At 44.0% G+C, this 24423-nt stretch carries 20 protein-coding genes; 4 read left to right on the plus strand and 16 right to left on the minus strand.

Annotated elements, in window-relative coordinates:
• Positions 1-164: 164 nt before the first annotated feature.
• The 4 genes from RCO25_RS26565 to RCO25_RS26580 form a co-directional block, all read right to left on the minus strand.
• Entirely contained in the window at positions 165-665 is a 501-nt protein-coding gene (locus RCO25_RS26565) for a hypothetical protein (protein ID WP_308999094.1), read from the minus strand.
• A 460-nt stretch (positions 666-1125) separates the two neighbouring features.
• Positions 1126-1569, minus strand: a complete 444-nt coding sequence (locus RCO25_RS26570; RefSeq protein WP_308999095.1) for a GNAT family N-acetyltransferase — start codon at positions 1567-1569, stop codon at positions 1126-1128.
• Between the two features lie 164 nt (positions 1570-1733).
• Positions 1734-2858 carry an aminopeptidase gene (locus RCO25_RS26575; protein WP_308999096.1) on the minus strand — a complete coding sequence of 375 codons (1125 nt, stop codon included), beginning with the start codon at positions 2856-2858 and terminating at the stop codon, positions 1734-1736.
• Positions 2859-3023: 165 nt separating this feature from the next.
• Positions 3024-4250 carry an RNA polymerase sigma factor gene (locus RCO25_RS26580; protein WP_308999097.1) on the minus strand — a complete coding sequence of 409 codons (1227 nt, stop codon included), beginning with the start codon at positions 4248-4250 and terminating at the stop codon, positions 3024-3026.
• Positions 4251-4447: 197 nt separating this feature from the next.
• On the opposite strand from RCO25_RS26580, the gene RCO25_RS34920 reads away from it, so the two are divergent.
• A complete protein-coding gene (locus tag RCO25_RS34920) occupies positions 4448-4690 on the plus strand; it encodes an NUDIX domain-containing protein (protein WP_374992170.1) in 243 nt (80 codons plus the stop codon).
• A 494-nt stretch (positions 4691-5184) separates the two neighbouring features.
• Here RCO25_RS34920 and RCO25_RS26585 read toward each other — a convergent pair whose 3' ends face one another.
• The 8 genes from RCO25_RS26585 to RCO25_RS26620 all read right to left on the minus strand — a co-directional run bounded on the left by RCO25_RS26585 (position 5185) and on the right by RCO25_RS26620 (position 18561).
• Positions 5185-9501 (minus strand): OmpL47-type beta-barrel domain-containing protein, encoded by a 4317-nt coding sequence (locus tag RCO25_RS26585; protein ID WP_308999098.1) that lies wholly within the window; start codon positions 9499-9501, stop codon positions 5185-5187.
• Between the two features lie 405 nt (positions 9502-9906).
• Positions 9907-11295, minus strand: coding sequence for a UDP-N-acetylmuramoyl-tripeptide--D-alanyl-D-alanine ligase (locus RCO25_RS26590; protein WP_308999099.1), 1389 nt, complete (start codon positions 11293-11295; stop codon positions 9907-9909).
• 125 nt (positions 11296-11420) lie between these two features.
• Positions 11421-11993, minus strand: coding sequence for a hypothetical protein (locus RCO25_RS26595; protein WP_308999100.1), 573 nt, complete (start codon positions 11991-11993; stop codon positions 11421-11423).
• Positions 11994-12242: 249 nt separating this feature from the next.
• Entirely contained in the window at positions 12243-13016 is a 774-nt protein-coding gene (locus RCO25_RS26600) for a TerC family protein (protein ID WP_308999101.1), read from the minus strand.
• A 436-nt stretch (positions 13017-13452) separates the two neighbouring features.
• Positions 13453-14073, minus strand: coding sequence for a YhcN/YlaJ family sporulation lipoprotein (locus RCO25_RS26605; RefSeq protein ID WP_308999102.1), 621 nt, complete (start codon positions 14071-14073; stop codon positions 13453-13455).
• Between the two features lie 346 nt (positions 14074-14419).
• Positions 14420-16183, minus strand: coding sequence for an ABC transporter ATP-binding protein (locus tag RCO25_RS26610; RefSeq protein ID WP_308999103.1), 1764 nt, complete (start codon positions 16181-16183; stop codon positions 14420-14422).
• Positions 16180-17937, minus strand: coding sequence for an ABC transporter ATP-binding protein (locus RCO25_RS26615; RefSeq protein WP_308999104.1), 1758 nt, complete (start codon positions 17935-17937; stop codon positions 16180-16182). Before RCO25_RS26615 ends, RCO25_RS26610 begins: the two co-directional genes overlap by 4 nt.
• Positions 17938-17964: 27 nt before the next feature.
• Entirely contained in the window at positions 17965-18561 is a 597-nt protein-coding gene (locus RCO25_RS26620; RefSeq protein ID WP_308999105.1) for a hypothetical protein, read from the minus strand.
• A gap of 142 nt (positions 18562-18703) precedes the next feature.
• Here RCO25_RS26620 and RCO25_RS26625 point away from each other — a divergent pair, with 142 nt between their 5' ends.
• The 3 genes from RCO25_RS26625 (at position 18704) to RCO25_RS26635 (ending at position 20915) form a co-directional block, all read left to right on the plus strand.
• Positions 18704-19291, plus strand: coding sequence for a TetR/AcrR family transcriptional regulator (locus RCO25_RS26625; RefSeq protein WP_308999106.1), 588 nt, complete (start codon positions 18704-18706; stop codon positions 19289-19291).
• Between the two features lie 161 nt (positions 19292-19452).
• Positions 19453-20112 (plus strand): DUF2306 domain-containing protein, encoded by a 660-nt coding sequence (locus tag RCO25_RS26630; protein ID WP_308999107.1) that lies wholly within the window; start codon positions 19453-19455, stop codon positions 20110-20112.
• Between the two features lie 44 nt (positions 20113-20156).
• Positions 20157-20915 carry an exodeoxyribonuclease III gene (locus RCO25_RS26635; RefSeq protein WP_308999148.1) on the plus strand — a complete coding sequence of 253 codons (759 nt, stop codon included), beginning with the start codon at positions 20157-20159 and terminating at the stop codon, positions 20913-20915.
• A 7-nt stretch (positions 20916-20922) separates the two neighbouring features.
• On the opposite strand, the gene RCO25_RS26640 is transcribed toward RCO25_RS26635, so the two are convergent.
• The 4 genes from RCO25_RS26640 to RCO25_RS26655 all read right to left on the minus strand — a co-directional run bounded on the left by RCO25_RS26640 (position 20923) and on the right by RCO25_RS26655 (position 24401).
• Positions 20923-22065: a Ger(x)C family spore germination protein gene (locus RCO25_RS26640; RefSeq protein WP_308999108.1), complete on the minus strand. Its 1143-nt coding sequence runs from the start codon at positions 22063-22065 to the stop codon at positions 20923-20925.
• Positions 22062-22871, minus strand: coding sequence for a GerAB/ArcD/ProY family transporter (locus RCO25_RS26645; RefSeq protein ID WP_308999149.1), 810 nt, complete (start codon positions 22869-22871; stop codon positions 22062-22064). Before RCO25_RS26645 ends, RCO25_RS26640 begins: the two co-directional genes overlap by 4 nt.
• An 84-nt stretch (positions 22872-22955) precedes the next feature.
• Positions 22956-23366 (minus strand): hypothetical protein, encoded by a 411-nt coding sequence (locus RCO25_RS26650; RefSeq protein WP_308999109.1) that lies wholly within the window; start codon positions 23364-23366, stop codon positions 22956-22958.
• A 21-nt stretch (positions 23367-23387) separates the two neighbouring features.
• Positions 23388-24401 carry an IS1595 family transposase gene (locus RCO25_RS26655; RefSeq protein WP_308999110.1) on the minus strand — a complete coding sequence of 338 codons (1014 nt, stop codon included), beginning with the start codon at positions 24399-24401 and terminating at the stop codon, positions 23388-23390.
• Positions 24402-24423 lie beyond the last annotated feature (22 nt).

The raw sequence follows: 24423 nt of genomic DNA on the forward strand, positions 1-24423 counted from the left end.
GGTAACCAACCCACGGATAGCAGCGTGCCGACCGTCGCTCGCTTATTTGCCCCCGCGCCTAGTGTTTCGGTTAATGCAAGTACGAGGTATTGACAAAAACGTTCATAGCAACGTACCCGTTCAAGTGATGTAGCTAAACAGAAATAACTTCGCTTTTTCCAAATCTAATTTTTTAGTCGGTTGATTGCTTTTTGAAATTGTTTTTCATATTTCGCAGATTCATTCATATTTCCATGTGCCCAATAAAATACCATCATATTTTTTGCTTCATAAATACGAGGAAGCGTCATATCATATTTTTCTTTTTGTTTATTAAAGTCTTCCAAACCTTTTTTGCGTGCGTTTTCTGATTCAAAAACATAAATTGAAACTCTCTCTAGTTTAGTTGGATCTATATTTTCGGCAGGACTACCCACGGTAAACTTATTCGGTTTATTGTTGTTCAATATCCAATTATTAGGTTCTTCTACAACTGGCATTAATTCAAGTCCTTCTACCTGCAATGCTTTTTTGAAGTCTTCCAATGTCAGTTTCTCTATAATTCCTTTACCTTCATTATGTTCTTCACCTACCGGTTGACTAGTTTCGTTTTCTATAGAATCATTAAAACATCCTGTCAATGCAATTAACATTACACATGCCAGCAAAATGAATTTCAGTTTCAATCTCCCCCCCCCCCCTTTCATCTTTCCTACTGACGCTTATCTTGATTTATTAGTTACAATTTCTGTACAGGTATTTTATGGATATAGTGAATTTTCGATAAACTAACCTGCCCGTTAGCCATCCATGCCGCTCACGCGACACCACAGATTATGGAAGTAATTGCGTTCTTCCATGGGCCTATCAGTACATCTGTACAAAAATCCTTATTTTGTGAGCATGATGCCTCGGAGACGTCAAAACGCATTAAACAAGCAGAAAGGCCCTATTTTACCATTTTCCCTTTGTATTCGAAGTATTAAATTCGACCAATAAAAAGAAAATGGCTTATAGGGCCTTTTATATGTCTCTGGAGAGGTTTCACTTATGTATGCAGGCTTTTAAGGTAGCTGTTTTGTGTGCATGTCTTATTAAGCTAATGTACCCGTTAGCTCAACCTCGAGCTGATAATCAGCATTAAATTTATTGCATCAAACGTTTTGTGAAACCTCTTTTGTCAGTAGAATAACCAATTGATTCGTAAAATTTATGTGCTGATTCACGTTTGCTTGAGGATACGAGCATGACATAGCTGCACATGTTCTTTTGTCCAAAATCCTCAAGAGCTTTCATTAGCAGCTTCCCCACACCCTGACCTTGATATTCAGATGAAACAACTACGTTCTCAATCAACATAAACGGTTTACAATTGCCAACCAAATCATAGCAAACTATCCCCATCGATGTACCGATGACTCGATTACTATCACTAGCAACTGCAACGTAATAGTTAGGATTATTAGATATTATTTCAACCTGATTTTTCATAGCAGTTAAATTAGACTTTTCACCAATAAATTCAACGAACAATTCGGAAAGCCCAGTAACATCATCAATTTTTGCTTTTCTAATCGTTATATGATCCATAGATGCACCTCCTATGAGAAATATGGGTGATAACTTTTACCATTATATTTTATATAATAGTTAAATTATCCCGCCCGTTAGCCAACCATGCCACTCACGCGACACCGCAAATTATGGAAGTAATTACGTTCTTCCATGGGAGCGTAACAAAAGGCCATTGTAATTTATTGAATTTTGGCGTTTTTTTGTGCTGGGTTTAATCCATCAAGTTCTTTAGTAACGAAGTAACCATTTTCTCTTATTAGGACATCATCAAGCCATATTTGCCCACCGCCGTATTCTTCACGTTGGTTATAGACAATATCCCAATGTATAGAAGACATGTTTGAATCCTGACATTGAACGGCAGCACTGCCAATTGCCAAGTGAATACTACCCCAAATTTTTTCATCAAACAAAATATCGTTCATTGGCTCCCATATATATGGGTTTAGACCAATACCAAATTCACCTATATATCTTGCCCCCTCATCTATCTCTAATATCTCCAAGAACTTTGCCGCGTTATTTGCTTTTGCATCAACAATTTTTCCATGTTCAAAGGTTAAAACGATATTATCGAATGTAGTTCCTCTAAAGTTGACGGGAGTATTGAAAGATATCACTCCATTAATGGAATGTTTTATAGGAACGCTATAAACCTCACCGTCAGGCAGATTTTGTAGGCCAGCATCTTTTCTGACGGGCATTCCTTTAATTGACATCGTCAGATCAGTCCCTTCCCCCTTGATCCTCACTTTATCTGTTTTACTTAGAAGACTAACCAAAACATCCATTTGCTCTGACAATTTTGAATAATCTAGATTACACACGCTAAAGTAAAGATTCTCAAATTTTTCCGTTGACATCTTAGCGCGTTGTGCCGCAGCGGCGTTAGGGTAACTCAGAATACACCATTTTGTTTTTGCCCATCTAGGTTCATGAACATGGTGATAATATACCTTCCAGTATTGATCAATTTTTTCTGAAGGAACATCGGATAGTTCACTGTCGTTGGCATCTGCTCTAATTAGCACATAGGCATCCATATCATTCATGCGGACAAAATCATATGATGCTAATCGTTCTAATTGTTCCGATGAACTATGGATCAATTGTGTTCGAAGAATATCCTTATCTGTGAATACTACAAAAGGATAAGCGCCTGCGTTATAAGCTTCTAAGACAATTGCTTTAGCTAATAAGGTATCATGGCCCTCTACTTCAATTAACAACTTCTCTCCCTTTTGAAGATTTACAGAGTATGTAACAACGTTCCTTGCAAGTTGTTCTATTCTTAGGTCCTTCATGATATCCCTCCTGGAGTTGAATAATTCATATTACACATCAGATGGTTAAAGAGCCACATTATGAGTATTAGGGATATAGAATGAAAAAAGGAGCACTAATCCCTTTTTTTAAATAGAGGATTAAAAATGTGTTTCCCTTACCATTACTGAGGGCCAAAAACATTACTATTTGTTTCTTACATACTCAACCCATTGCTCATGCAGCTCTGACTCAGAACATTGAAAAATTTCATTAAAACCGTTGGGATTTCTAATTACTTTATTTAATGCATCTAATCCATATTTATCAACAATGAACTCCACAATTAAATAAGAAAATTGAAATCCTTTCATCGTTTCAAAATCCCAAGTATCATTATTTAACTCTTGAAAAGACGGGATAACAATATTATGAATGGTATCTAAAGTGCTGTTCTTGATGAATTCTTCGCTCATTCCTTTTGACTCATATCCTCCAATACCTTGACGCGCCCATTTTGGAGCACGCGGATTAATGTCAGTGATTAACCACATTGTGAACAAGTGTACGGTGGATTTAAGAATGGATTGATACGTATGCTCTGGTCCAGGATTCAAAGGAGAAACAATTTTTAAATAATTCTCCTCAAAGGTACCCATGAACCAATTGGGAGCATTTTCTTCTCCCACAGCTTGATGGAAGGTCGGAAGATCTGGATAAATTTCAATGATAATTTTTCTGGATGGCTGGTGTTTATATTTCAGTGAAATTCTTTCAACATTATCCTTAAGCTCATTAAATAAGTCTTGATGAACCTTCTTCAGACTATCAGTCATGTCATTTGTTTCACTTTTATTTACTATTGATATCATATCTAGAATAGACATTATGGCAATGTCACCCCATTCTTTTAATTCTCTTCTTAATTTCTCTAATGATCGGTACAACCTGTTCTTTACTGCACTCTCACGCATTCCAACGATCTTGGAAATTTCCGACAAGGTGCAGTCAACAAAAAAACGCAATGAAATAATCTGTTGGTCTAGTTCATTTAGATTTTTTAACGCTGAACTAATATCAATACGGATTTCAACATACTTAGCAAAATCAAGAGAGATAGACTGTGATTCGTAACCTGTAAAATCATATGGGATATCTTTTTTTCGTGATAAACTTCGAAATTCATTTTTCACTGTATTCTGAGCAATTTTGAAAATCCAAGTGAATAAACTGGAATTTTCTTTAAAAGTATGAATGTTTTCTATTGCCTTTAAGAAAACTTGTTGTGTTAGGTCATCCGCAACCATAGGATTTACTTTCAACGAGAGATATTTGCAGATTCTTTTGCGATATTGATCATAGGTGATTTCAAATTTTTTGATGTTTCCCTGTTCATCCGGATAAACAGGGCTTTTGTCATGAGCTCCAGACATTGTAAAGAACCTCCTCTTGACCTTACATTCAATTAGACACCGCAGGGAGATAAAAAGCCACAAATACAAGTAGAAATTTTTTTGGATTGATCTTGTCCCCCAAGGGAGGTCTAAAGACAAACTTTTAGACAGACCCAGGAAAGTAATAGTGAATTGAATACTATCGAGGAACCTTGGTTTTATAATCATCATTTAAAGTGGATGAATTTGCTTACGGGGGCATTGTTTTTAATGATGCTGGTGAAGTATTGATGAGAAGTCCTAGTGGATATTGGGGAGGCTATGTTTGGACTTTTGCCAAAGGGGGAAGAGATCCACAAGATCAATCTACTGAATTCACAGCATTGAGAGAAGTTAGAGAAGAAACTGGATATGTTTGTAAAGTTATTGCACCGATCCTAGGGGCGTTTGAATCAGATACATGCGTCACAAAATTTTAGTAAGACCCGACAGGATTAGTACATAATTTTGATCATGAAACACAGGAAGTTCGATGGCTTAGCAAGGCAGAGGCATTCGAGTTAATAAGTCTTACTTTGACAGAAAAAGGTCGATTGAGGGATATCAACGCACTTAAAAGTGACATAGAAGTATTGCAAACATTGTAGAGAGTGCAAGAACCAAAAACAGGCTGCCGGTTATTTGCCGGCAGCCTCGTCGTGTTGCATTATTGCGCTAACGTTAGTTCAACAGAGGATCATATCAAAATTAGTCTTGATTGTTTCATTATTCTAAGTGTCCTTGACTAATATCTCGTTTAGCTAAATCTAAAGCCACTGCGATTTTAATCTGATTCCATTTGCTGAGCCCCTTACTCGCAAGGGTAACCGATGGCATCGCGAAGCGGCATGACTCGTCTAAGCGACAAAGACCATCTTCAACGTGAAAATAACAGGAAGAGGAAGGCACCGGGCCTTCCTCTTCCTGTTGCTTATTATTTTCCAGACTGATTATGAGGCACAGTGACGGTAACAGATACAGCCGTTTGGTTGCCCGCTTTGTCGGTTGCCGTATACGTGATGGTATAGATGCGCGATTTTTCCGCACGCAAGCTGAACGAATCGACTGCTGTGCCGAATTCGGCCTGAATGTCGCCTTTATCGATGTCGGGTATATTGCACGTAATGGAAGTTAACACCACCGGTTCAATGCCCGATCCGGCATCGCTCGCATTCAGCGCGGCATGGACCGTCACCATTTTATGGTTCGCCGGCCAAATTGAATACTTATCCAGCTGAACGGATAGCACCGGCGCGATCTTATCAATGTTGCTGACCGTATAACTGGCTACCTTCGATACATTTCCTGCAGCATCCGTTGCTCTTGCATACACGGTCTCATTATCGGAAACAACGATCGGGGTGGTGTATGGCGTCCATTCCCCTTCTGCGCCCTTTTTGTACTCATTGACCACAGCATCATCGGGATATCTGACCGTTAAGGTAACGTCGCCGTTAGTCGGCGTTGTAACGTCCGCCGCGATGGAGGGATCGGCAGGGGCAGTCTTGTCCACATGAACCGTAACCGTATGCGGCTGTTCCACATTACCTGCAAAGTCCACGCTCCAATACACCAAAGTATGCGTCCCCTCTTCGGTCAAATTAACCGAGCTGCCGGTTTGCTGTGCGCCCCCGTTTACTGTGAAATAGGTAGCCGCTACCCCGGAACCGGTATCGACGGCATCGAAGCTTACCAACGCATCCTTGTTAACGGATCCGTTCGGCGCGTCATCCGATGTCACCGGCGGTATCAGGTCTGCCTCTTTCACTTTCCCATGCAGTCTCAATTCCGCCATATTGCCAAACCACGCATTCGGATTATAAATGCGGATATAACGGTAAGCTTCCGTCCCGCTGATCGCGTGCGATTGCCAATCCGCCGTTACAGCCGCTGGCTTCGAGATCGTTGTCCAATTCGTAAGATCGTTAGATCCCTGAATCTCCGTCCCCCTAATCCGGGCGTATAAATTATTATCCTGTCTCGCAAGCAGTTCTACACTCGATAATACGGCTTGATTGCCTTCCTTGAAATCGAACGTAATGAAGCCTCCCGCTCCGCCGCCGTTCATCCGGAAATCGGAGTTCGTAAGCGGATTGTTATCGAATAGACAATTTACCTGCTTTAATGTTTCTGCTGCTGATCTTCCGGAAGTAGAATCGATTAAATGGGCGATGCCGGTCACATTGCCGATCAAATCCGACTCGTCAGCGAGATACAGCTTGGTGTTATCGGTCGTAGTATACGTCGTGTCTCCTTCCGTTCCGTCGTTCGCCTTATAGTCAATCGCAAATTTGACCGAGCCCGTCTGGACGTCTCCGTTCAACGTCGCCGCGGCCGTCCAATAGATATTGTCCTGCGTACTCACGATTGCATCCCGGCCTTGGATCGTGACCTTTATGTTCTGGATCGGTTCTTTTGCTTTGATCGTTAATTTTGCCGTATTGCCCAGCACGATCCGGCCATTAACGCTCTGGTCCGAGCTAAGCGACACGGACTCCAGCTTGTTATTCGTCTCATGACGCTCGCCAAAGATTTTAAGCTCGGCCAACTCTAGCATATTCTGAACTTGACCGCGGAGAGCATCCGGCTGTGGATCAATCATTTGGATTTTAATATACCGGAATTGGGCATTTTTGTACGCATCGTCCACGTCAAGCGTTGCGATCCCGTCGGTATACGCCGTTTGTCCTGGTGTCAGCCGCGTCCAGTTTTCTCTGTCATTGGAACCGAATACCGTCGAGCCTGCCATCCGATCCACAAAATTCATTCGCCCCTCAAAAGCAAACGCATCGGCCGAAATCTTATAATCAGGTCCAAAATCGATGATATGATACAAATTCGGATACGGCGCCAGCGAATAAGCCGGGAACGTATTATCGTTGCCATCCGTTAGGAGTGAAATCGCGTTTCCAAAGGTGGATGTCACGAGGCCCGTATAATTCATACTTCCGTTAGCCGCGAATAAAGGAGTCAACAATTGAAGACCTTCGGCCGCTTTTCGCATGGCTAATAATTGCTGATAGAAAGCTTCATTCGTCGCAGCTTCCAGCTGACTCATCGTATCCTCGTATACGGCTTTAAACTGATTAAGAGATGCCGTCACATAAAGAGTACTCGGATTATAAAGCGCTGTAGCTGCTTGTACGGCAGAAGAGCGGTCTTGGCTTACAACGATATTGACATTTTTAGTTGAAAGCGTTGTGCCGTCGGAAGCCTGGACGATAAAAGAATACGTTCCGGCTTGCGTCGGCTGCCAGGCAAATGCGCCGGTGCCCGCATTAAATTCCGCGCCTTGCGGCATATTCGCAATCTCATATGCGAGGACATCCTCTTGACCGGAATCGTCAGCGGAAAAGTCCAGCTTCACAGGAGCGTCAACAAAAGCATAACTATTCACATTTGAAGCTCCGTCTTTAAACACAGGAGGGGTCAGTTGTTCGCCTGCTTTTACATTCAGGTGGTCAATATCAACTGTTGTGCCTGTTCCTTTCACCTTTACATAAAGGAGGCTGTAGTCGCCGTCAAGCTGACCGTAGGTAACTTTGTTAATGCCCATGTCATAGGTCATGTATTTCCACTGACCCTTCGTATCCGGCAGCGTCAGCGTATGGTAAGGCGTCGAACCGATTTCTTTGCTCAGCTCTAAGACAGCTGTGCCGTTCGTACGAAACTTGATGCCAATAAGCCGGGAATTCGTGCGATTGGCATATGACAAATTAAGAAGGACAAATTTGCTTCCATCTTCCGTTGCTTTTGTCTGCACATAAGAGGCAGCTCCTTCATGGACGGTAGCCGTATGCTGATCAAATACCGTGTACCGGTCTTCTACTTCGACCAGCGCATCGCTTGTCTGCTCTTTGGGAACATACTTCCCGCCTTCCGACTCCGCTTCCTTCGGAATGTAGATCCAGAAGTCTCCGCCTCCGTCCGGACTTTCCCATGCTTGCCTGAACGTCCCTTGATAATAATAATTGGACGGAATTTTCCTGGTGAAAGCTTCATAGAAATACGGAGCTTTCTCCGCTACGTTGATCCCTTTCTCGTAGGTGTAATAGTAGTACATGTCCCAAAACAAAGCCGTATTCATTCTTCCTCTATACGAGTCCGAGAACTTTTGGTAGATGCCTTTCACCGTTCCATCAGGAAAAATAGAAAAAGGAACCGGTACCCAAGGCGTGTCATAACCAAGCATGTATTTCCAGAAAAAGTCGGCCGCCGCTAAAACCCGATCATTCAGAAATTCATAATAGCCTACGGCATTATCCTTTGTGGATACGGTGCCCTCCACCGGGTCGATCTTGGTTCCCTGAGCAATAAACATACGCGACAGAATCGCCGCATTTGTTAAGTCTCCGGCTCCATGCGCCTGGTCCCGGCCCATCTCCACCTGCTGGACGACCGGCGTGTCCAATTTCTCCCCTGTCTCCGCATTGGTGTCGACCAATCGGAACAATTGCTTAATGGAGCCATTGAAGCCTTGATTGCTGGCCGTCTTATTCACAGTGGCCCATTCTACAGCCTCATTATACCTCTCTCGGTTATCGGTAAAAATATACCCCGCCATCGCTCCGAGCAGCGGATAGTTATGCTGGTTCATAAATTGGTTGTTATCATGCTGAAAGGTTTCGATAACCGGATTGATCAGATTATTCGTAAAATCAGCGGTATCCTTGTCGGTCCATTTCAGCTCTTCCGATTGATAGCTGGAGTACCTTAAAATTTCTGCCGCAGTGACCATCCTGTTGAGCGGAATGCCCGTATGGATATGAGCATCAGTAAAATACCTGTATTTCGCAGGATCCATCCGGGACCAAATACGGATAATGCTCATAGCATTCGCCCGGTACACCTCATCGCCGGTTATAAAATACATAAGCGATTGTGTATACGCTTTCAGACCATCTGCTATAAATCTCGAATTAAAGCCCTGACTGTCAAAAGCATTGATTGCCGGCATCGTCGGATCCTCAGCACTCTGGTTGCTCGATGTAACCGTCTTTGACGCCATCCCGGAGACGGTCATGGCCTTATAGTAGGAATACCAAGGCTCCTTTTGCGCTAGTACCTGATCTCTCATGTTTTCAAGTATTGCTTTGGTTACTCCGACACCTGGATGCGTAAACCCATTGGTAACGGTTTCATTTATTTCGACAGTAAAACCTGTGCTGGCGGCCCCGCCGTCATCCGCAGCCGAAGCCGTGCCGATCGGCACAAGCGCAGCAACAATGCTCACAGCAACAATAACCGCCAACAGTCGCCTCCATGAATCTCTGAAATGTAATGCAGCCTTGCGAGTCATCATGTTCCTCCTCGTTTGATAGAAATAGAATACATGCTTTTGAACGATCCCTATTTGGCATAAACGAATCATTCTGCTTCTTATTATAAATATCTGCTCAAAAACGAAAAGGAAGTTTTTTAAGGCATTACCGATGCTTTTTGCAGAACTTCATCCATAGATTCTATAAACTGCTGCAAGTCTTGGCGCAAAACAAAACGGCAGGTCAAGGCTTGAACCTTGACCTGCCGTGCTTTCCCGGGCATGAGCCCGGATCTATATTTCAACTTCGAGTATTGCTCCATACTGACCAGTCCAAACCGGTCTTGTTTAATATTCAGTAACCCAATGAAATCGGATCGGGAATTTAGAGTTCTATCATTTATTTAACGAATCACAAATATCCTCTAACTTTAGACCTCGTGATCCTTTAACTAATATGACATCATTTTTCTTTAATATTCGGTTACATTCAGATACAAGATCTTCTTTTGAGGTAAAATGCTTCACTACTCCTTCTAATTTTGAACCACTAAGTGTATCAGATATAATTCTGCTTAAATTACCAATAGTAAATACGGAGTGTATTTTCGATGTATCAATACTTTTAGCTATTTCTTCATGAAATTCATTTTCTTTATCTCCCAATTCCAACATATCACCTAAAACCAAAATCTTTTTATTAAAACCATCTAGATTTGAAACTGTCTCTATTGCTGCTTTCATCGAAACAGGGCTTGCATTCCATGCATCGTTAATAATTAAGAATCCTTTTGGGGCAGGGATCCGTTCCATTCTCATTCCAGTGACCTCTAAATTAGAAAGTCCAGACTGAATATCCTGTTGAGTTATTTGAAAACGATCTGCCAAGGCAATCGCAGCAAGTACGTTTAATACGTTATGCCTTCCAAGTAAAGGCACAGAAAATTCATCACTATACCTGTTCAATGTAAAAGAAATGCTGGATTGATTATGGTCAATTGTTAGTAGAAAGTAATCATTGGTATGAGATTCTCCAAATCGAATAACCGACAGTGTTTCTGGGAGTTTTATTTCCGTGAGTGCCTGTGTGAGTAATGGTTCATCCCCATTGATAATAATGGCCCCACTAGGGTTTAAACCTTCAAGTAATTCTAACTTGGCTAAAGCAATTCCCTCTCTCGATCCAAGACTCGACAGGTGTGATAAACCAATCATTGTAATTACTCCGAAATCGGGCTTCGCAATCTCCGATAGGGCTTTCATTTCACCGGCATTACTCATTCCCATTTCTAAAACAACAATCTCAGTATCTTCTTCAACTTCTAATAAAGATAAGGGGAGGCCATACTCTCCATTTAAGTTCCCATAAGTTTTTTGAACTTTATATTTTGTACTTAATATCGAAGTTACAATATCTTTAACTGTGGTTTTTCCATTACTCCCTGTTACCCCAATTACTTTACAGTTTAATTGTCCTCGATAGGATTGCGCGATATTTTGTAAAGCCTTTAACGTATCATCTACAATTATGAGTGGTAAACCTTCTGGGGGTGGAAAATGGTCTGCTTGCCACAAGGAAGCGACTGCTCCATTTTCAAAAGCCGGCTTTACATATTTGTGTCCATCATCAATTCTCACTATTGGGACAAATAAATTACCTTCTTTTAGTGTTCTCGAATCGATTGATACTCCCTGGATGTTTATGATTTCAGAAGATTTAAAAGACGCAGTTACTTCATTTCCTTCAACCATTGATAATATTTCTTCAATTGAACGTTTGATCACATAATCCCCCCTTAGGTCCTACACATATATTATGGCACAAAACTCTGTAAAATTTCACCAAGCTAGTTGTCGACTTTATTGCGCTAAACTGCCCGTTAACGGTTTGTTCGAGCTGACTCTACTCGTTAGCGAATTTTTGGTTCTATAAATGCTAAATAGTGTTCTTTAAGCGAAGCTAATTCAGATTTATTCACTGGGAGATTAGCTTTTTCACAGAATTGAATAAACTCACCACAAGCTCGACCAACCTCTTCTTCAAAAATGTCTTTAGGAATAATGGCACTCAATACTTCTCGTGTAGTCGAAGAGATTACATAATCATTTGCATCTACTACAAGGTCTAGCTCAAACGTCATTAATTGGTATCCTTCCTCTACTGGTAGTATATAAAAATCCACAACCATATCTAAAAAGGTAATCTGCGCTTTACCTTCTGATAGCCGCTCTTTAAAACAGGTAAAATCCTCCCAAGTCAATAATAATGAGGATGTGCCTAACCGACCACCCACAAATAGTTGACCATTGATATTGAGGTCAATGACACCATCAAAATATGTATCATCAGCTTGAGCTGCTAAGTTAGCTTGAGCCGTTTCAATTATACCCTCGTCGCTTAAATTTTTTGGGCGTTCATAATAAATTCCATTTTCATCATAAGTATTTATAAAAGTTGTCATATGGAATTGCAATTTAATCACTCCAACTAAAATCCTGACGTACTCTTCGAAATATTACCATAGCTTGAACAGTGTTGTTGCTATCTGCCCGTTAGCCATTCATGCCGCTCACGCGACACCACAGATTAAACTTGCAATTATTTATGGTACGGCTCGCCATGCTGTCTATAAGGACAAGTATAAAAACCTTTTAAATGCCTGCACTCAAAAAAGAAAAAGGCCCCCTAAGGAGTACCTTTTTCAAATTCAACGATTTAGCGCGATTTTCCATTAGGCATTACCTGCCTTAGAAGGTTTGTTGCTGGGTGCAAACCACCCAAGAAGGGCTATCACCACCAATACAACATAGAAGACGGAAGTCCAAGCCGTGCTATGGGGAAAATGATGATCCAAAACCCCAATATCCTCATGGGCAAGCGTAATGACGGCAAGCTTTACCCCAACCCAGGCAACAATCGCGTAAGCCGTTGTCTCAAGTGCTGGGCGTTGGCCAAGCAGTTTTACAAACCAAGTAGCTGCATATTTGATTAAGACTAAGCCGGCGATTCCGCCAAGCACCACTACAATAAATTGTCCACCGTCCATACCGCCGAAATCTCCAAGCGGCGAGTCTGGCAGTCCAAGCGCAAGCGCAACCGCAGCTAGAATGGAATCAATCGCAAAGGCGAGGTCTGCCAGCGCAATTTTTCCAACCGTAGGCCAAAAGCCTTTCCCTGCCGCTTTTTCCTTCAGTTCTTTGTGAATATTCTCATTCTTATTACCGAAACGCGCTTGGATGATATGCTTTAACCCTAGGTATAGAAGATAGGCTGCACCAATCGCCTGCACCTGCCAGACATTCGCGATAAAGGATATCGCAAAAAGGGCGGCAAAACGAAAGACAAAGGCCATAATGATTCCATAGTTGATCGCTCGTTTCTTCTGTTCGTCCGGTAGATGCTTCGCGATGACCGCTAACACGAGCGCATTGTCAGCCGACAGCAATCCCTCCAAACCGATAAGAATGAGTAAAGCCCACGCATACTCCAACCACAATGACTCCATCTTAAATTCTCTCCCCTCTATAACCATGGTAAGTATAGGCAGTCAACAATTATATATGTAGATAATATTCACTTGCCCGACAATAGATATACGTAAAAAGTCGCCGGTAGAGTTCCTATGCCTTCAAGCGGCTCCGACATATCCCGTCCTTGAACACAACAGTAGGCTCGAACGTGAAAAGCCGACCGAACAAGCGGAAGCGGAGAACCAATCGGCTGAAGATCCGTTGAAAAATTCCAATGATACTTTGGGCAAACGCAGCATGCATATAATTGCTAACCTTATACGAATTCTGCTCTTCTCCGTTCGATAAAAACTGAGCTTTCTTGAATTGCAGAGCTTCTTTTATTAAATTGATGACTTGGTGTGCTCTAAAATCCAAAATAAGATCCCATCTCAGCAAGCCAAGATGGGATTTTAAGTATCGAGTCAGGATCTATCTCGCATTCGGAAATATTCTTGCCACCATCTCATTAAATTCTTCCACAAATCCGACAACAGGCCTTCCTTGTTGAACGTCATCGACATATCCATTGATGCGATCCACAAATTGCGGATTCGTGGATACATAGACGTTCTGGATATCGGAATCCGCTGCTCTCACTTGTTTCGCGATCTGATCTTCAATATCGCGCGTTAGCTTTTTTTGGTCGTCATCAAGGGCTGCTGCAACGTAAGCATTACGCCGTGTAACAAGCACATTGGCCTGTCGGACGCCTTTTAATTTCGTAATGTTTTCTGCAGCCCGATCGGCTACATCGACCCGATCCTCAGCCGTTCTTAATCCATCTTTGTTGCCATTGCGAGTTCCGCCATTGTCCGCATTAAACAGGCCGTTCCGTTCGCCATTCAATCCGCCATTATCGACATCTCCGAACGGACGATTGATCCGGTTATCCGCATTGTTGCGATCGCGAAAGATTTCCGGCCCCTGATCATTGTCCCGGGTATTCTGTCTCACTCGATTATTATCAGTTAGCGTACATCCTGTTGCAAATAACATCAAGCTTGTCATCATAACGATTAAGACTTTTACGGTACTCTTGTTCTTATACATAGGTAGGTTCGCTCCTTTTTTTTGTTTATATTCTCTCTTACGGTTCACTATTCATACATGCCGGTTTATCCCATGGGCTTAACGAACAAGCTGCAACCTCCTCCAGTCATCACAATTATCAACACCTTAAATTATTTGTTAAAAGCCTAGCCTTAAATCAAAATTCATTTCCCACAATAGGAAAAAGTATGGACTTACCTTTTCAAAATTATTTATATACAATGCAAACATCAAACAGCCCCCACCTTTTTATCTGGTTGAGGGCTGTTTGATTCTTACATTTAATTAGGAACAACAGAGGTGAAACACCAAGTTAAATTTCCACCTTGAATGCATAAATATTTTTTTAGATTTCTTCACCATGCCACAGCTTGCGGAATGATTCATTGACCTGAAGCAACTCCTCTGCGGTTCCTTCGGCCTCGATCCGCCCATCCTTCAAAACGATAATATGATCCGCCTGCGCAAGCGCCGTCTTGCGGTGCGAGACGACGAGACAAGTGGCTTCGCCGCGCTCGCGGAAGAGGCGCGCCCAAAGCTTCTGCTCGGTTTCGACATCCAGCGCGCTGGAGAGGTCATCAAATACATAAAGCTCGCTGTCACGGACAAGCATGCGCGCCGCAGCTGTTCGCTGCGCCTGGCCGCCGGACAGCTTCACGCCGCGCGGGCCGATGACCGTGTCCAAACCATTTTGCAAATGCCCAAGATCATCCTCCAGCACAGCAGTATGCAGCGCCCTTTCCAACTGGCCGTCCTGATCCGAATGGCCGAGCAATATATTCTCGCGCAGCGTATCGCTGTAAAGCCTAGGTACCTGAGCCGTATAAGCGCTCCGCGGAGGAATAAAGAATGAGCCGGGGTCCTGCACCTCATGGCCATTCCAGCGTACCGTACCGCCGGTTTGAGGCAGAAGCCCAAGCAGCGTCCGCACAAGCGTCGTTTTTCCCGACCCGATCGGCCCGGTTATGACCGTAAAGGAGCCGCGCGTAAGCTTAAGATCAACGGCCGTGATGCCCCTTCCAGTTTCTGGATAAGTATAGGTCAAACCGTTTACTTCCAGCCGCTCAAGCTTTTCAGCTTCATACGACGTTGCCGCAGCTGGTTTACCCGCCGCATCCCCCTTCAAATGGAGGCTGTTCGCAACCGTCAGCACCTGAGCCGGCGCCCCTTGCAAAATGCCGGTCAAACGCAGAAGAGCCACCGTCATTTGTTTGAAATAGGTCAGAAATTTGCCGAAGTTAGAAATAAACTGTGTCACGAAGGTAAGATAATAGACGAATAATGAAAAGTCCCCTACCGTAAATTCTCCACCGCGCATTTTTTGCCCGGCAAGCAGCAGAATGAGTCCCGTCCCCAGATTGACTGAATTGGAAAAAATCGAGTCCAGCACCTCAGTCATCAATTTATCCTTCAGCATCGTTTTGCGGCGATTATCGTTCAACTGCCTGAATCTAGACATGACACGTTTCTCCGCGCCTGCGACTTGAATAGCCTGCACGCTGCCGAACATTTCACTGATTGCCCCGGTAACCTTGGCCGTAGAATCGCGGCTTTCCGAGCGATACTTTTGCAGCCGAGTCGTAGCGAGCTGCGCGGCAATAACCACGATAACAAGCGGCAAAAACACCAGCATCGTCATTTGCGCATCTATTCGAATGAGGATAAAGCAAGACACGACCGCGAAGCAGGTCATGCCGAACACATCGACGGACCAGCTTACCGCCTCCTCCGACTGATCGACATCATCGCGGAAATGGCTGATCGCTTCGCCCGGCGAGCATGGAATCGCCCTTGCTCCCGGCTCCTTCAAGATATGCTCCAATAAATTTCGCCGCAGCAGCATGCCCATTCGGAAACGAAAGTTAACATCCGTAATAAAACCGATCAATACCGTAGCGCTGCGGGCGAGGGCGGCCCCAATCAAGAGTGCGATTAAGCCCCATGTGCCGTAGCCGGCAGCTGAATTGATCGTAAGGGAATCGAAAAATGCCTTCGTAATGAGCCCCGGAAAAATCGGCATCAGATAAATAACCGTCCAGACGAGCGCATTGGTGATGTACCAGCCCGGCCGGTAGCATATTAAACGCCACATGTATGTAAATGTACTCATACCAGCACCTCCTCAAGCCCTGCCGCAAGCATCCTGCTGAACCTGGACGCTGGATCAGCGGCCAGCTTTATCCGAGATCCGCTTTCAACAATGCGTCCTTGCTCCAAAATCACAATCTGATCTGCGCGCTGCACCGTAGTTAAACGATGCGCAATGATAATGCAGGAGCGGTTGCTCAGCAGCCTGCCGATCGCCTGCTCCATCCGAAATTCCGTCAGCGGATCAAGCCTCGACGAAGCTTCGTCAAGAATAACAAGGCCGGGGTCTGTAAGGAAAACCCTCGCAAAAGCTAGCAGCTGCGCCTCGCCTGCCGACAAGCTGCCGCCGCCCGAAGCGAGCGGCGTATCCAGCCCGTCAGGCAGCGAGTCATACCAGCTTCGCAGTCCCAGCTCGCGCAGAACTAGAATGATGTCTTGGTCCGGGATGCTATCGTCATAGAAGGTCAGGTTATCTCTTACGCTGCCCTGCAAAATTTCGATGTTTTGCGTGACAAGCGCCACCCTGGATCGCAGCTCTATGAGCTTGCACTCCCTAATATCTGTTCCGCTCAGCTTAATACTGCCCTGCTGCGGGTCGTAGAAGCGCAGCAGCAATCGCGCCAGCGTCGTCTTCCCGCTTCCCGTTCGTCCAAGCAGCCCAAGCACCTCGCCCGGCTTGACATGAAGCTGCAGCTCCTCAAGCGTCGGATATTCATCATAGCCGAAAGTAACCGCATCCAACTCTACGGCAAGCGGACCAGCCGGCAGCTTCGCTCCTGGCCCATCCTCGATTCTCGGAACCGTAGCCAGCAGCTCGCGAATCCGAAGCAGGCTGGCATCCGCCTTTTGCAAATCCTCGATTTGCGTCCGGATTTTTTCAATTGGCTTCGCTAAAAGCTCCGTATAATAAAAAATTAAATAGACGGTCCCGATTGAAATGCTGCCTGCTTTCCAGAGATAGGCGCTAATCGCAAAAGCCATCGCGTTGCCCAGCGCAAACACAATGATCGTCGTAATCCACATGGAGGAGAAGCCAAGAAACGCCCTTCTCCGCAGCGGCAGCATTCGGCGCAGCAGCGAATAGAATCGATTCATGACGAACCCGGTTGCACCGTTTGCCCGCGTATCCTCCGTTCCCTCCAAATGCTCGCCGATAAAACCGTAAAACTCAGCATTGATTTGCCGCCACTTGGCCCATACGGGCACGGCAAATTTGCGAATCCATTGAATGACAAACATAGCGAATGCTACAAATAGAAGCATGCCTGCGCCGATCAGCACGTTTTCCCGAAATAATAAAACGATAATGCCCAGCATAAGCAGCAGATTGCCCGCCAAATGAATGATGAAGCTGGAGAAAAAATTCGCGAGCGCATTCACATCCCCGTCGACGCGCTCAATAATTGATCCGGAAGTATTCGATTTGTGAAACGACATATCCAGTCTCAAGCAGTGCTCGGCAAGATCTCCGCGCAGCTGGTTTGTCGCTTGCCAAGCGAGATTCTCGCTCACATAGGTGGCGATGACGGATACGAGCTGCTGAACAAGCGAGAAGCCGATAAACATCGCAGCTGCATAATAAAGCGGCTGCAAGGCATTTTCTGATTGCGCAGTATCAATGAAATAGCGAATAATTTGAGGATTAACCAGCTGCAGCAAAATCGAGGCAAATAGCAGCAGCGCGAGCCCGGCTAACGTTTTTTTCCGCGGAAGCAGATAGCGGCTCAGCATCATCCGATAATGGCTTAATGAATTCATTTTCTTGGTCTTGCTCATGTTGTTCCCCTTCCTGCTCTGCATGGCTTATTGATCCAACTTGCGCAAGCACTCCTGAATGCGAATGCTCGTTTCCTCTCCGAGAAAGGCATGCTTCTTATTCCTTAAAGCTTCCCTCTCAAACGCGCCCAGCTCATGCAATCTCCCCCAAATATGCTGCAGCTCATGCAGCAATGCTTTGATAAACGCCTTTTGGGGCAGCACGGCATACACGAATCTTTCCTTGTTATGGGCTAAATAGATGCTAAACGCCATTTCGTCCTTTCTGCATGCTTTCATTTGCATCTCGAAGTAATCGATGCCATAGAGTCCCTCCGCATATTGATTCGCTAGATAGCGTTCTATCATTGCTAAATAGTCAAACCAAAGACACGTACCCGAAATAGGCGGGTTGTCGAGCTCGACTACGTTTGCGCCGTTATATTGAATGACTATGATCATTGAAAAATAGTTAACATCAAACTTTTCGCAATCTATAATACTCGCGGCATTATCGTCATCAATAGGAATATAAAATTTCTCGCGTTCGTTTTTATACACTCGTTGATACCGTTCCAAATCATGGCCAAACTCGGCTTCAATCCGGCTTTGCGGCTTTCTTAAATAGGTTTTGAGCTTGAACATACGTCCTCCTTGATGATCTGGATAAAAATAGGATACACTCTCCGGGGCGACCTGTCCAAGCTTTCATTGGACCGTTGACAATAATATGAAGAATATGGTAACTTTTTATTGAACAATGTTCAAAAAAGGAGAATTTAATCTCATGACACCACGTAAGGCTGTTGATCAGGAGCTTAGCAAGGAACGAATACTGGAGACCGCAAGAGAACAGTTCTCGCTGCTTGGCTACCGTGACGTATCCATGCGCGGAATCGCAAAGTCGCTTGGCTATTCGCCGGGATCGCTTTACTACCATTTTCGCGAAAAAGCGGATTTGTTCAGCGCGATGACGGCGGCGGATTTTGAAATGCTCAATGCACTGCTTGATGATACTGTCAGTCAATCGCCCATTACCGGCCAAGAACAGCTGGAGATGATCTTTATCGCCTTTATCCGGTTTGGGCTTGAGAACAAACGATCGTTCGAGCTGATGTTTCTCATCCAGCAGCCAGATCTGGACTGCTACACCATGAAGCCGAAGACGGAAAGCTATGAGAAATTCGCAAAGGCAGTTAAGGAGTCCCTGCTCGCAATCAATCCGGAGCATGCTGAAAACGGTGCTATGATCTGGATCCTGTTCCTCTCCCTTCACGGCTTTGTCAGCTTTTTTATTTCGAGCACGCAATCCTTTGAAGAAGTCTCCACTTTGGCCTACATGCATGTGCAGCTGCTGCTGCGCGGCCTGCACTAATTTTTTAAAAATATAAGAAACTATAAATTTCATCCTTATACTATGCTTATATTTCAACGCGAAACGAGCTTTTGCCGCAATGACGGCGTCAGCCGTTTACGCTTGACTTTTATTGAACACCTATCAATTAAATCCCAAACAAAGAGAGTGTGATATTCATTATGGGAAAAAAGATCAATCGTGCGCTCGTGTTTTTCTTAGCTTTTGCGATAGCCGGTTATGCGCTTGTGCAGTACAGCTTATTTAAAGCCAGTGATGCCGGACTCGTTGCCGCTAAGCTTCAAGAGCCGGATTTCCAGCTGACGCCTTGGGTCTACGTGCTTTACATTCATATCGTAACGGCTGTGCTAGCGTTGGTCATAGGTCCCTTTCAAATTTTTCAAAAGCCGTCCAAACCTAGAGGCCGACTGCATAAAAGGCTGGGCTATGTCTATGTCCTTTCGATAGCTGTGAGCGGCATTGTCGGCATCTATTTATCCTTTTTCGCAACAGGCGGCTGGATTTCGGGACTTGGTTTCTTTACGTTGGATGTTCTATGGGTAGCAACGACATGGATCGGCTTGCGCAAAATTATGGCCAAGGACGCCAAAGCCCATCGCGAATGGATGCTCCGCAGCTACGCGCTGACGTTTGCGGGTGTTACCCTCCGCATTTGGCTTGCGCCGCTTGTCATGCTATTGGGGGATTTTGAGTCGGGTTACCTTGTCGTGGCTTGGCTTTGCTGGGTTCCTAATCTGCTCGTCATCGAATATATCATTCGCAGGAAGGCCTCCAAAAGGCTGCTGCCGGTCGATGACAGCCATTCGCGGCCGAATCTATGATAAACTAGTAAAAAACGATTCAGGTCGCAAGGAGATAGATCATGATTAAGCTGGTATCTTGGAATGTAAATGGTTTAAGAGCATGCGTAACGAAGGGCTTTTATGATTACTTCAAAGAAACGAACGCAGATATTTTCTGCCTGCAGGAGACGAAGCTGCAAGAAGGCCAGATCAGCATGGAGCTTGGCGAGGAATACGCGCAATATTGGAACTACGCCGTGAAGAAGGGTTACTCCGGCACGGCTGTCTTCACAAGAATAAAGCCCCTCTCCGTCCACTACGGCATTGAGGAAAACTCGGAGCCTGAGGGCCGCGTCATTACGCTTGAATTCGAAGGCTTTTATCTGGTTAACGTGTACACCCCAAATGCAAAGCGCGATTTGTCGCGGCTGGATTACCGATTGGAATGGGAAAACCGGTTCCGTGGCTACCTTCAGGAGCTTGACGCCGTGAAACCTGTGATCGTTTGCGGCGATCTGAATGTCGCGCATCAGGAAATCGATCTAAAACATCCGAAGCCGAATCTCGGAAACTCAGGGTTTACGCTGGAGGAGCGCGGCAAAATGTCGGAGCTTCTGGAGGGCGGCTTCCTCGATACGTTCCGGCATTTCTATCCTGATCGTTCCGAAGTATACAGCTGGTGGTCCTTCATGCCGAAGGTACGCGAGCGAAACGTGGGCTGGCGGATTGACTACTTCCTAGCCTCGGCAAGACTCGGCCCGCAGCTTATCGACGCGCAGATCGACTGTCACATTTTGGGGAGCGACCATTGTCCGGTTCTGCTCACAATGGAAGATCTCTAAGTCTTGCTCATTGGATAACGCCTGTACTTGTAATATGAACTTGAATACTTGGCTTCAACTTCACTTCCTTGTACTTGTTATTCCAATCGATGTTTTTCCATAGGTTCGAATGGTTAACTCTCAGTTTTCTGCCGATTCCGAGAGCATCGCAATTCGCTTTCTGCAATTTGCTTGCAACTTCTGCTGCCTGTTCGTTCAAGATTGCGGCTATTTCCTGATTTAACTGCACGCGATCGATTTTTCGCCCCATATTGGATGGGTAGCTGCTAATCGCACCATAAAGGTCAACTTTTAATGAACATTCGATTTCTTCAGTGTTTTCTCTTGCAGACACTTTAAATGACCTCTTTACTTTCCGAACTTCAAAAGTAATCATATTAACGGTCATTTCTTTAAACTTGCTCTCTTCAGAGCTCTGTTTTAGTGGTATATCCATGAATGCATGTTTGTTTAGCTTATCCATTAAAAGCAATAATATTGTACTTTCGTCACGAGACAATGACGCTCCGGTAAATTTAGTTCCATCAAATAATGCGATGCTATCCACGACTAAAGCTTTATTTTTCGTTTTATGTATCATGGGCAGAACCGCATCAACACCCGGGTCAGTGATTTGACTCCATAGGGTGAACAGATTTTGCTTCGGAACAATCGTCTTGCCTACCGATCCATCAACCATTTGTTTAATACTATAAGCGGCAGGACTACTTTCTGTAGTTTCAAAAGATAAAACTTCTGAAGCTAGTCCCTTGCTTATTAGAACATTCGATGCCAGATAACCTTTAGGATACCGGTAAAAAAACTCCAAAGGGGACATAATGCCACGCTTTGCTAAATCTTCCCCGATGATTAAAACATGAGTTTTGCTTGCTTCTATGGTGCCTGGAAGCATACTGTCAACAGTAGAACCAACATTAAAAACGGAGTCCCCGGTTGCTTGAAATTCTTCAGTCTTCACTTCGAATTGTCCGCTGCCTTTACTCTTCAGGATGACCGCACTAACAGTCCCAACCAATTTGCCATCTTTAGCAGCATCAAAGCTAATCCCGTTTATCATTTTTTTCTTAATTAACAATTGAAGGTCCCAACACCCCGTAAGGGTCATTGAAAATAATCCTATACAGATCGCAAGAAAACATTTTTTTCTCAAGCTGACCCAACCTTTTCATTATTTTTTAGAAAAAAGGACACCAGCAACAACAAAATTGGCAAGGGTGCAATCATAATAAGGTATCCATATTGCATCCATTTATAGAAAAAATCAATATTTTCCAAAGTGGATAAATACCACCCTATGAGATAGACAAGCAAGCCGCTGATCCACACAAGCCTTCGGTAAGAACTTTGATTTGTTGTTAGACTTTTTCCGGCTATGCATAGATAAGAAACGATGGTCGCGGTCATTGGAACAATCCAAATGGTTAAAAAGATTAGATCCATGCGGTCAAACAGCTGATAAGATAACCCTTTTAAGATATACAAAACCGGTTCATTCACTTGTTCTAATACTTTAGGACTAAATCCAATCAGGCAAATGAAAACAAAATAAGCATAAAATAATGTGACAAAACAATTAGCTAAAGAGACAACACGAAGCATACCTTTGTGATTGCCTTGAACTTGTGCAAAGAAATATAGGATCACTTCAAAACCGAGCATTGAAAAAAAAGTTTTTTCACTTCCCTTTAAAATTTGCACAAAACCTGATTCGCCTATCGGCAAAATATTAGAAACTTGCATATCATTATTAAAGTTTAAAAAACTGATCAAGATCAACAACCCGAATAGTACAGATGTTAATACAAAAAATCTTGCAATGACACGCAAATTTTCAAGTGCCAAATATAAGCCTGTCCCTATGATGAGCAGGAGGAGAACCCAACCGGGTGTCATTGAGAGCATCCAAGTTTGAACCAATTGGACATAGAGCGTACTCGCGTAACCCGCTATGAGAATAAAAAAACGCTCTTTTCGTAAATATTGTTGCTAAATACATGGATTAATAGAGTCCTCTTGCAACGAAATAGTTAGATATTCGAGTTAAAGAAATACTGTTTGATGAAATTTTATTTGTTCTCCTTCAATAGCTACGATTAATTGCTCAACTCCAACGATTGCCGTCTCTGGTTTCCCAACTGTTTCATCAATCCATTTGCTGATGGCTTGAAGAGTGTTCCCATGAAATTCCATAACAGCATCGACTGGTAAATCTGAGAGAGAAACGGGGTAAAAAGAAACCATAATCTCTCTTGAACGATTAATTGAAACAGAAACAACTACTGGACCTGCAACTTTAGGCTTGTTTGAGCACCTTGAATCAAACTCGAACTTTCTACGCAAGCCAAAATTAACAGTAAGCATTTCGTAGTGACCTAGAAAAGCTTTAACATCCTTTTTCGAGGAAATGTAACTTTCTGTTCTAGGTAGATTTCTCGTAAACGTAACCTTCATTTACATCAACTCCAGATTTAGCTATGCCGTTCTGAAAGTTTGCACGGTACTCCAGTTCGGTTTCTTGCAAGAATCGAGCAACATCACATTTTGAATTTCTGCCTCATCAAGCTTTTTGTGAAGCTCCAGGAAGCGAAACCAAAACAAGTAGTTATCTAAGTATTTCGTCGCAACGCCGTTGAACCTGCGAACCCAAGTTTTTAGCCTCGCGTGATAGGCATTTACGTGTTGAATGTGATAGATGCCTTTACGTATCAAAATGCCTTTCCGCAAATTAACGGCATGGTGTTCGATGTTCGACTTTGATGCAAATAGCTTATAGTTCCGAGCGGAATCAGTGCAAAGTTGCGATTTTGGTGCGATAGTTTTGCCGAGTACGGCATCAAGTTCCTTTGCCGTTACGCGACCCTTGCCCGCCACTTTGGAGACAACGCCATTCGTGCGGTCAACGGCAACGACGACACAGACTTGTTCATGACTAATACCTCGCATTTTCGATTTTCCGCCGCTTTTTCTAGGCTTCCGATGCGTAATCTTCTTCTTGCCCTTTAGGGACTCCAAGAAGAACGTTTCATCGGATTCGACGATGCCCTGAAGTTTACGGACATCCAGGCTACGGATGGCATTTAGGATTTTGTGCCGCCAGTAAAACGCGGTTGAGATGTGGATGTCCAGCTTCTTGGCGATTTTGGGCAGCGTTAATCCTTGTACCATGTATTCGAAATATTTTTTCCACTTGTCAGGATAACGCGTACCTGCAATCGGGGTAGCTGTGGCATCGTTGAACGTCGTACCGCAGTCTTTGCAAAGATATCTTTGCCGAGAACGGTACTTTCCATTTCGTTTCACACAAACGCTGCCGCAGTGTAAACATGCGACACCGTTGCTAAAGCGAGATTCCCGTAACTCTTTTGTGAACGCGTCTACGGGCGTTTTGGGCCCGGGGAAGATGGAATCCTTTATCGCATCAAACAGCCGCATTTTCTCACTTTTCGGCAAGTCTTCGAAAGCTTCGTAAACATTTAACCAATCCATTTATATATCGCCCCTGTATAAA

Source organism: Paenibacillus sp. LHD-38 (assembly GCF_031157315.1).
In the GTDB taxonomy this organism is placed as follows: Bacteria; Bacillota; Bacilli; order Paenibacillales; family Paenibacillaceae; genus Pristimantibacillus.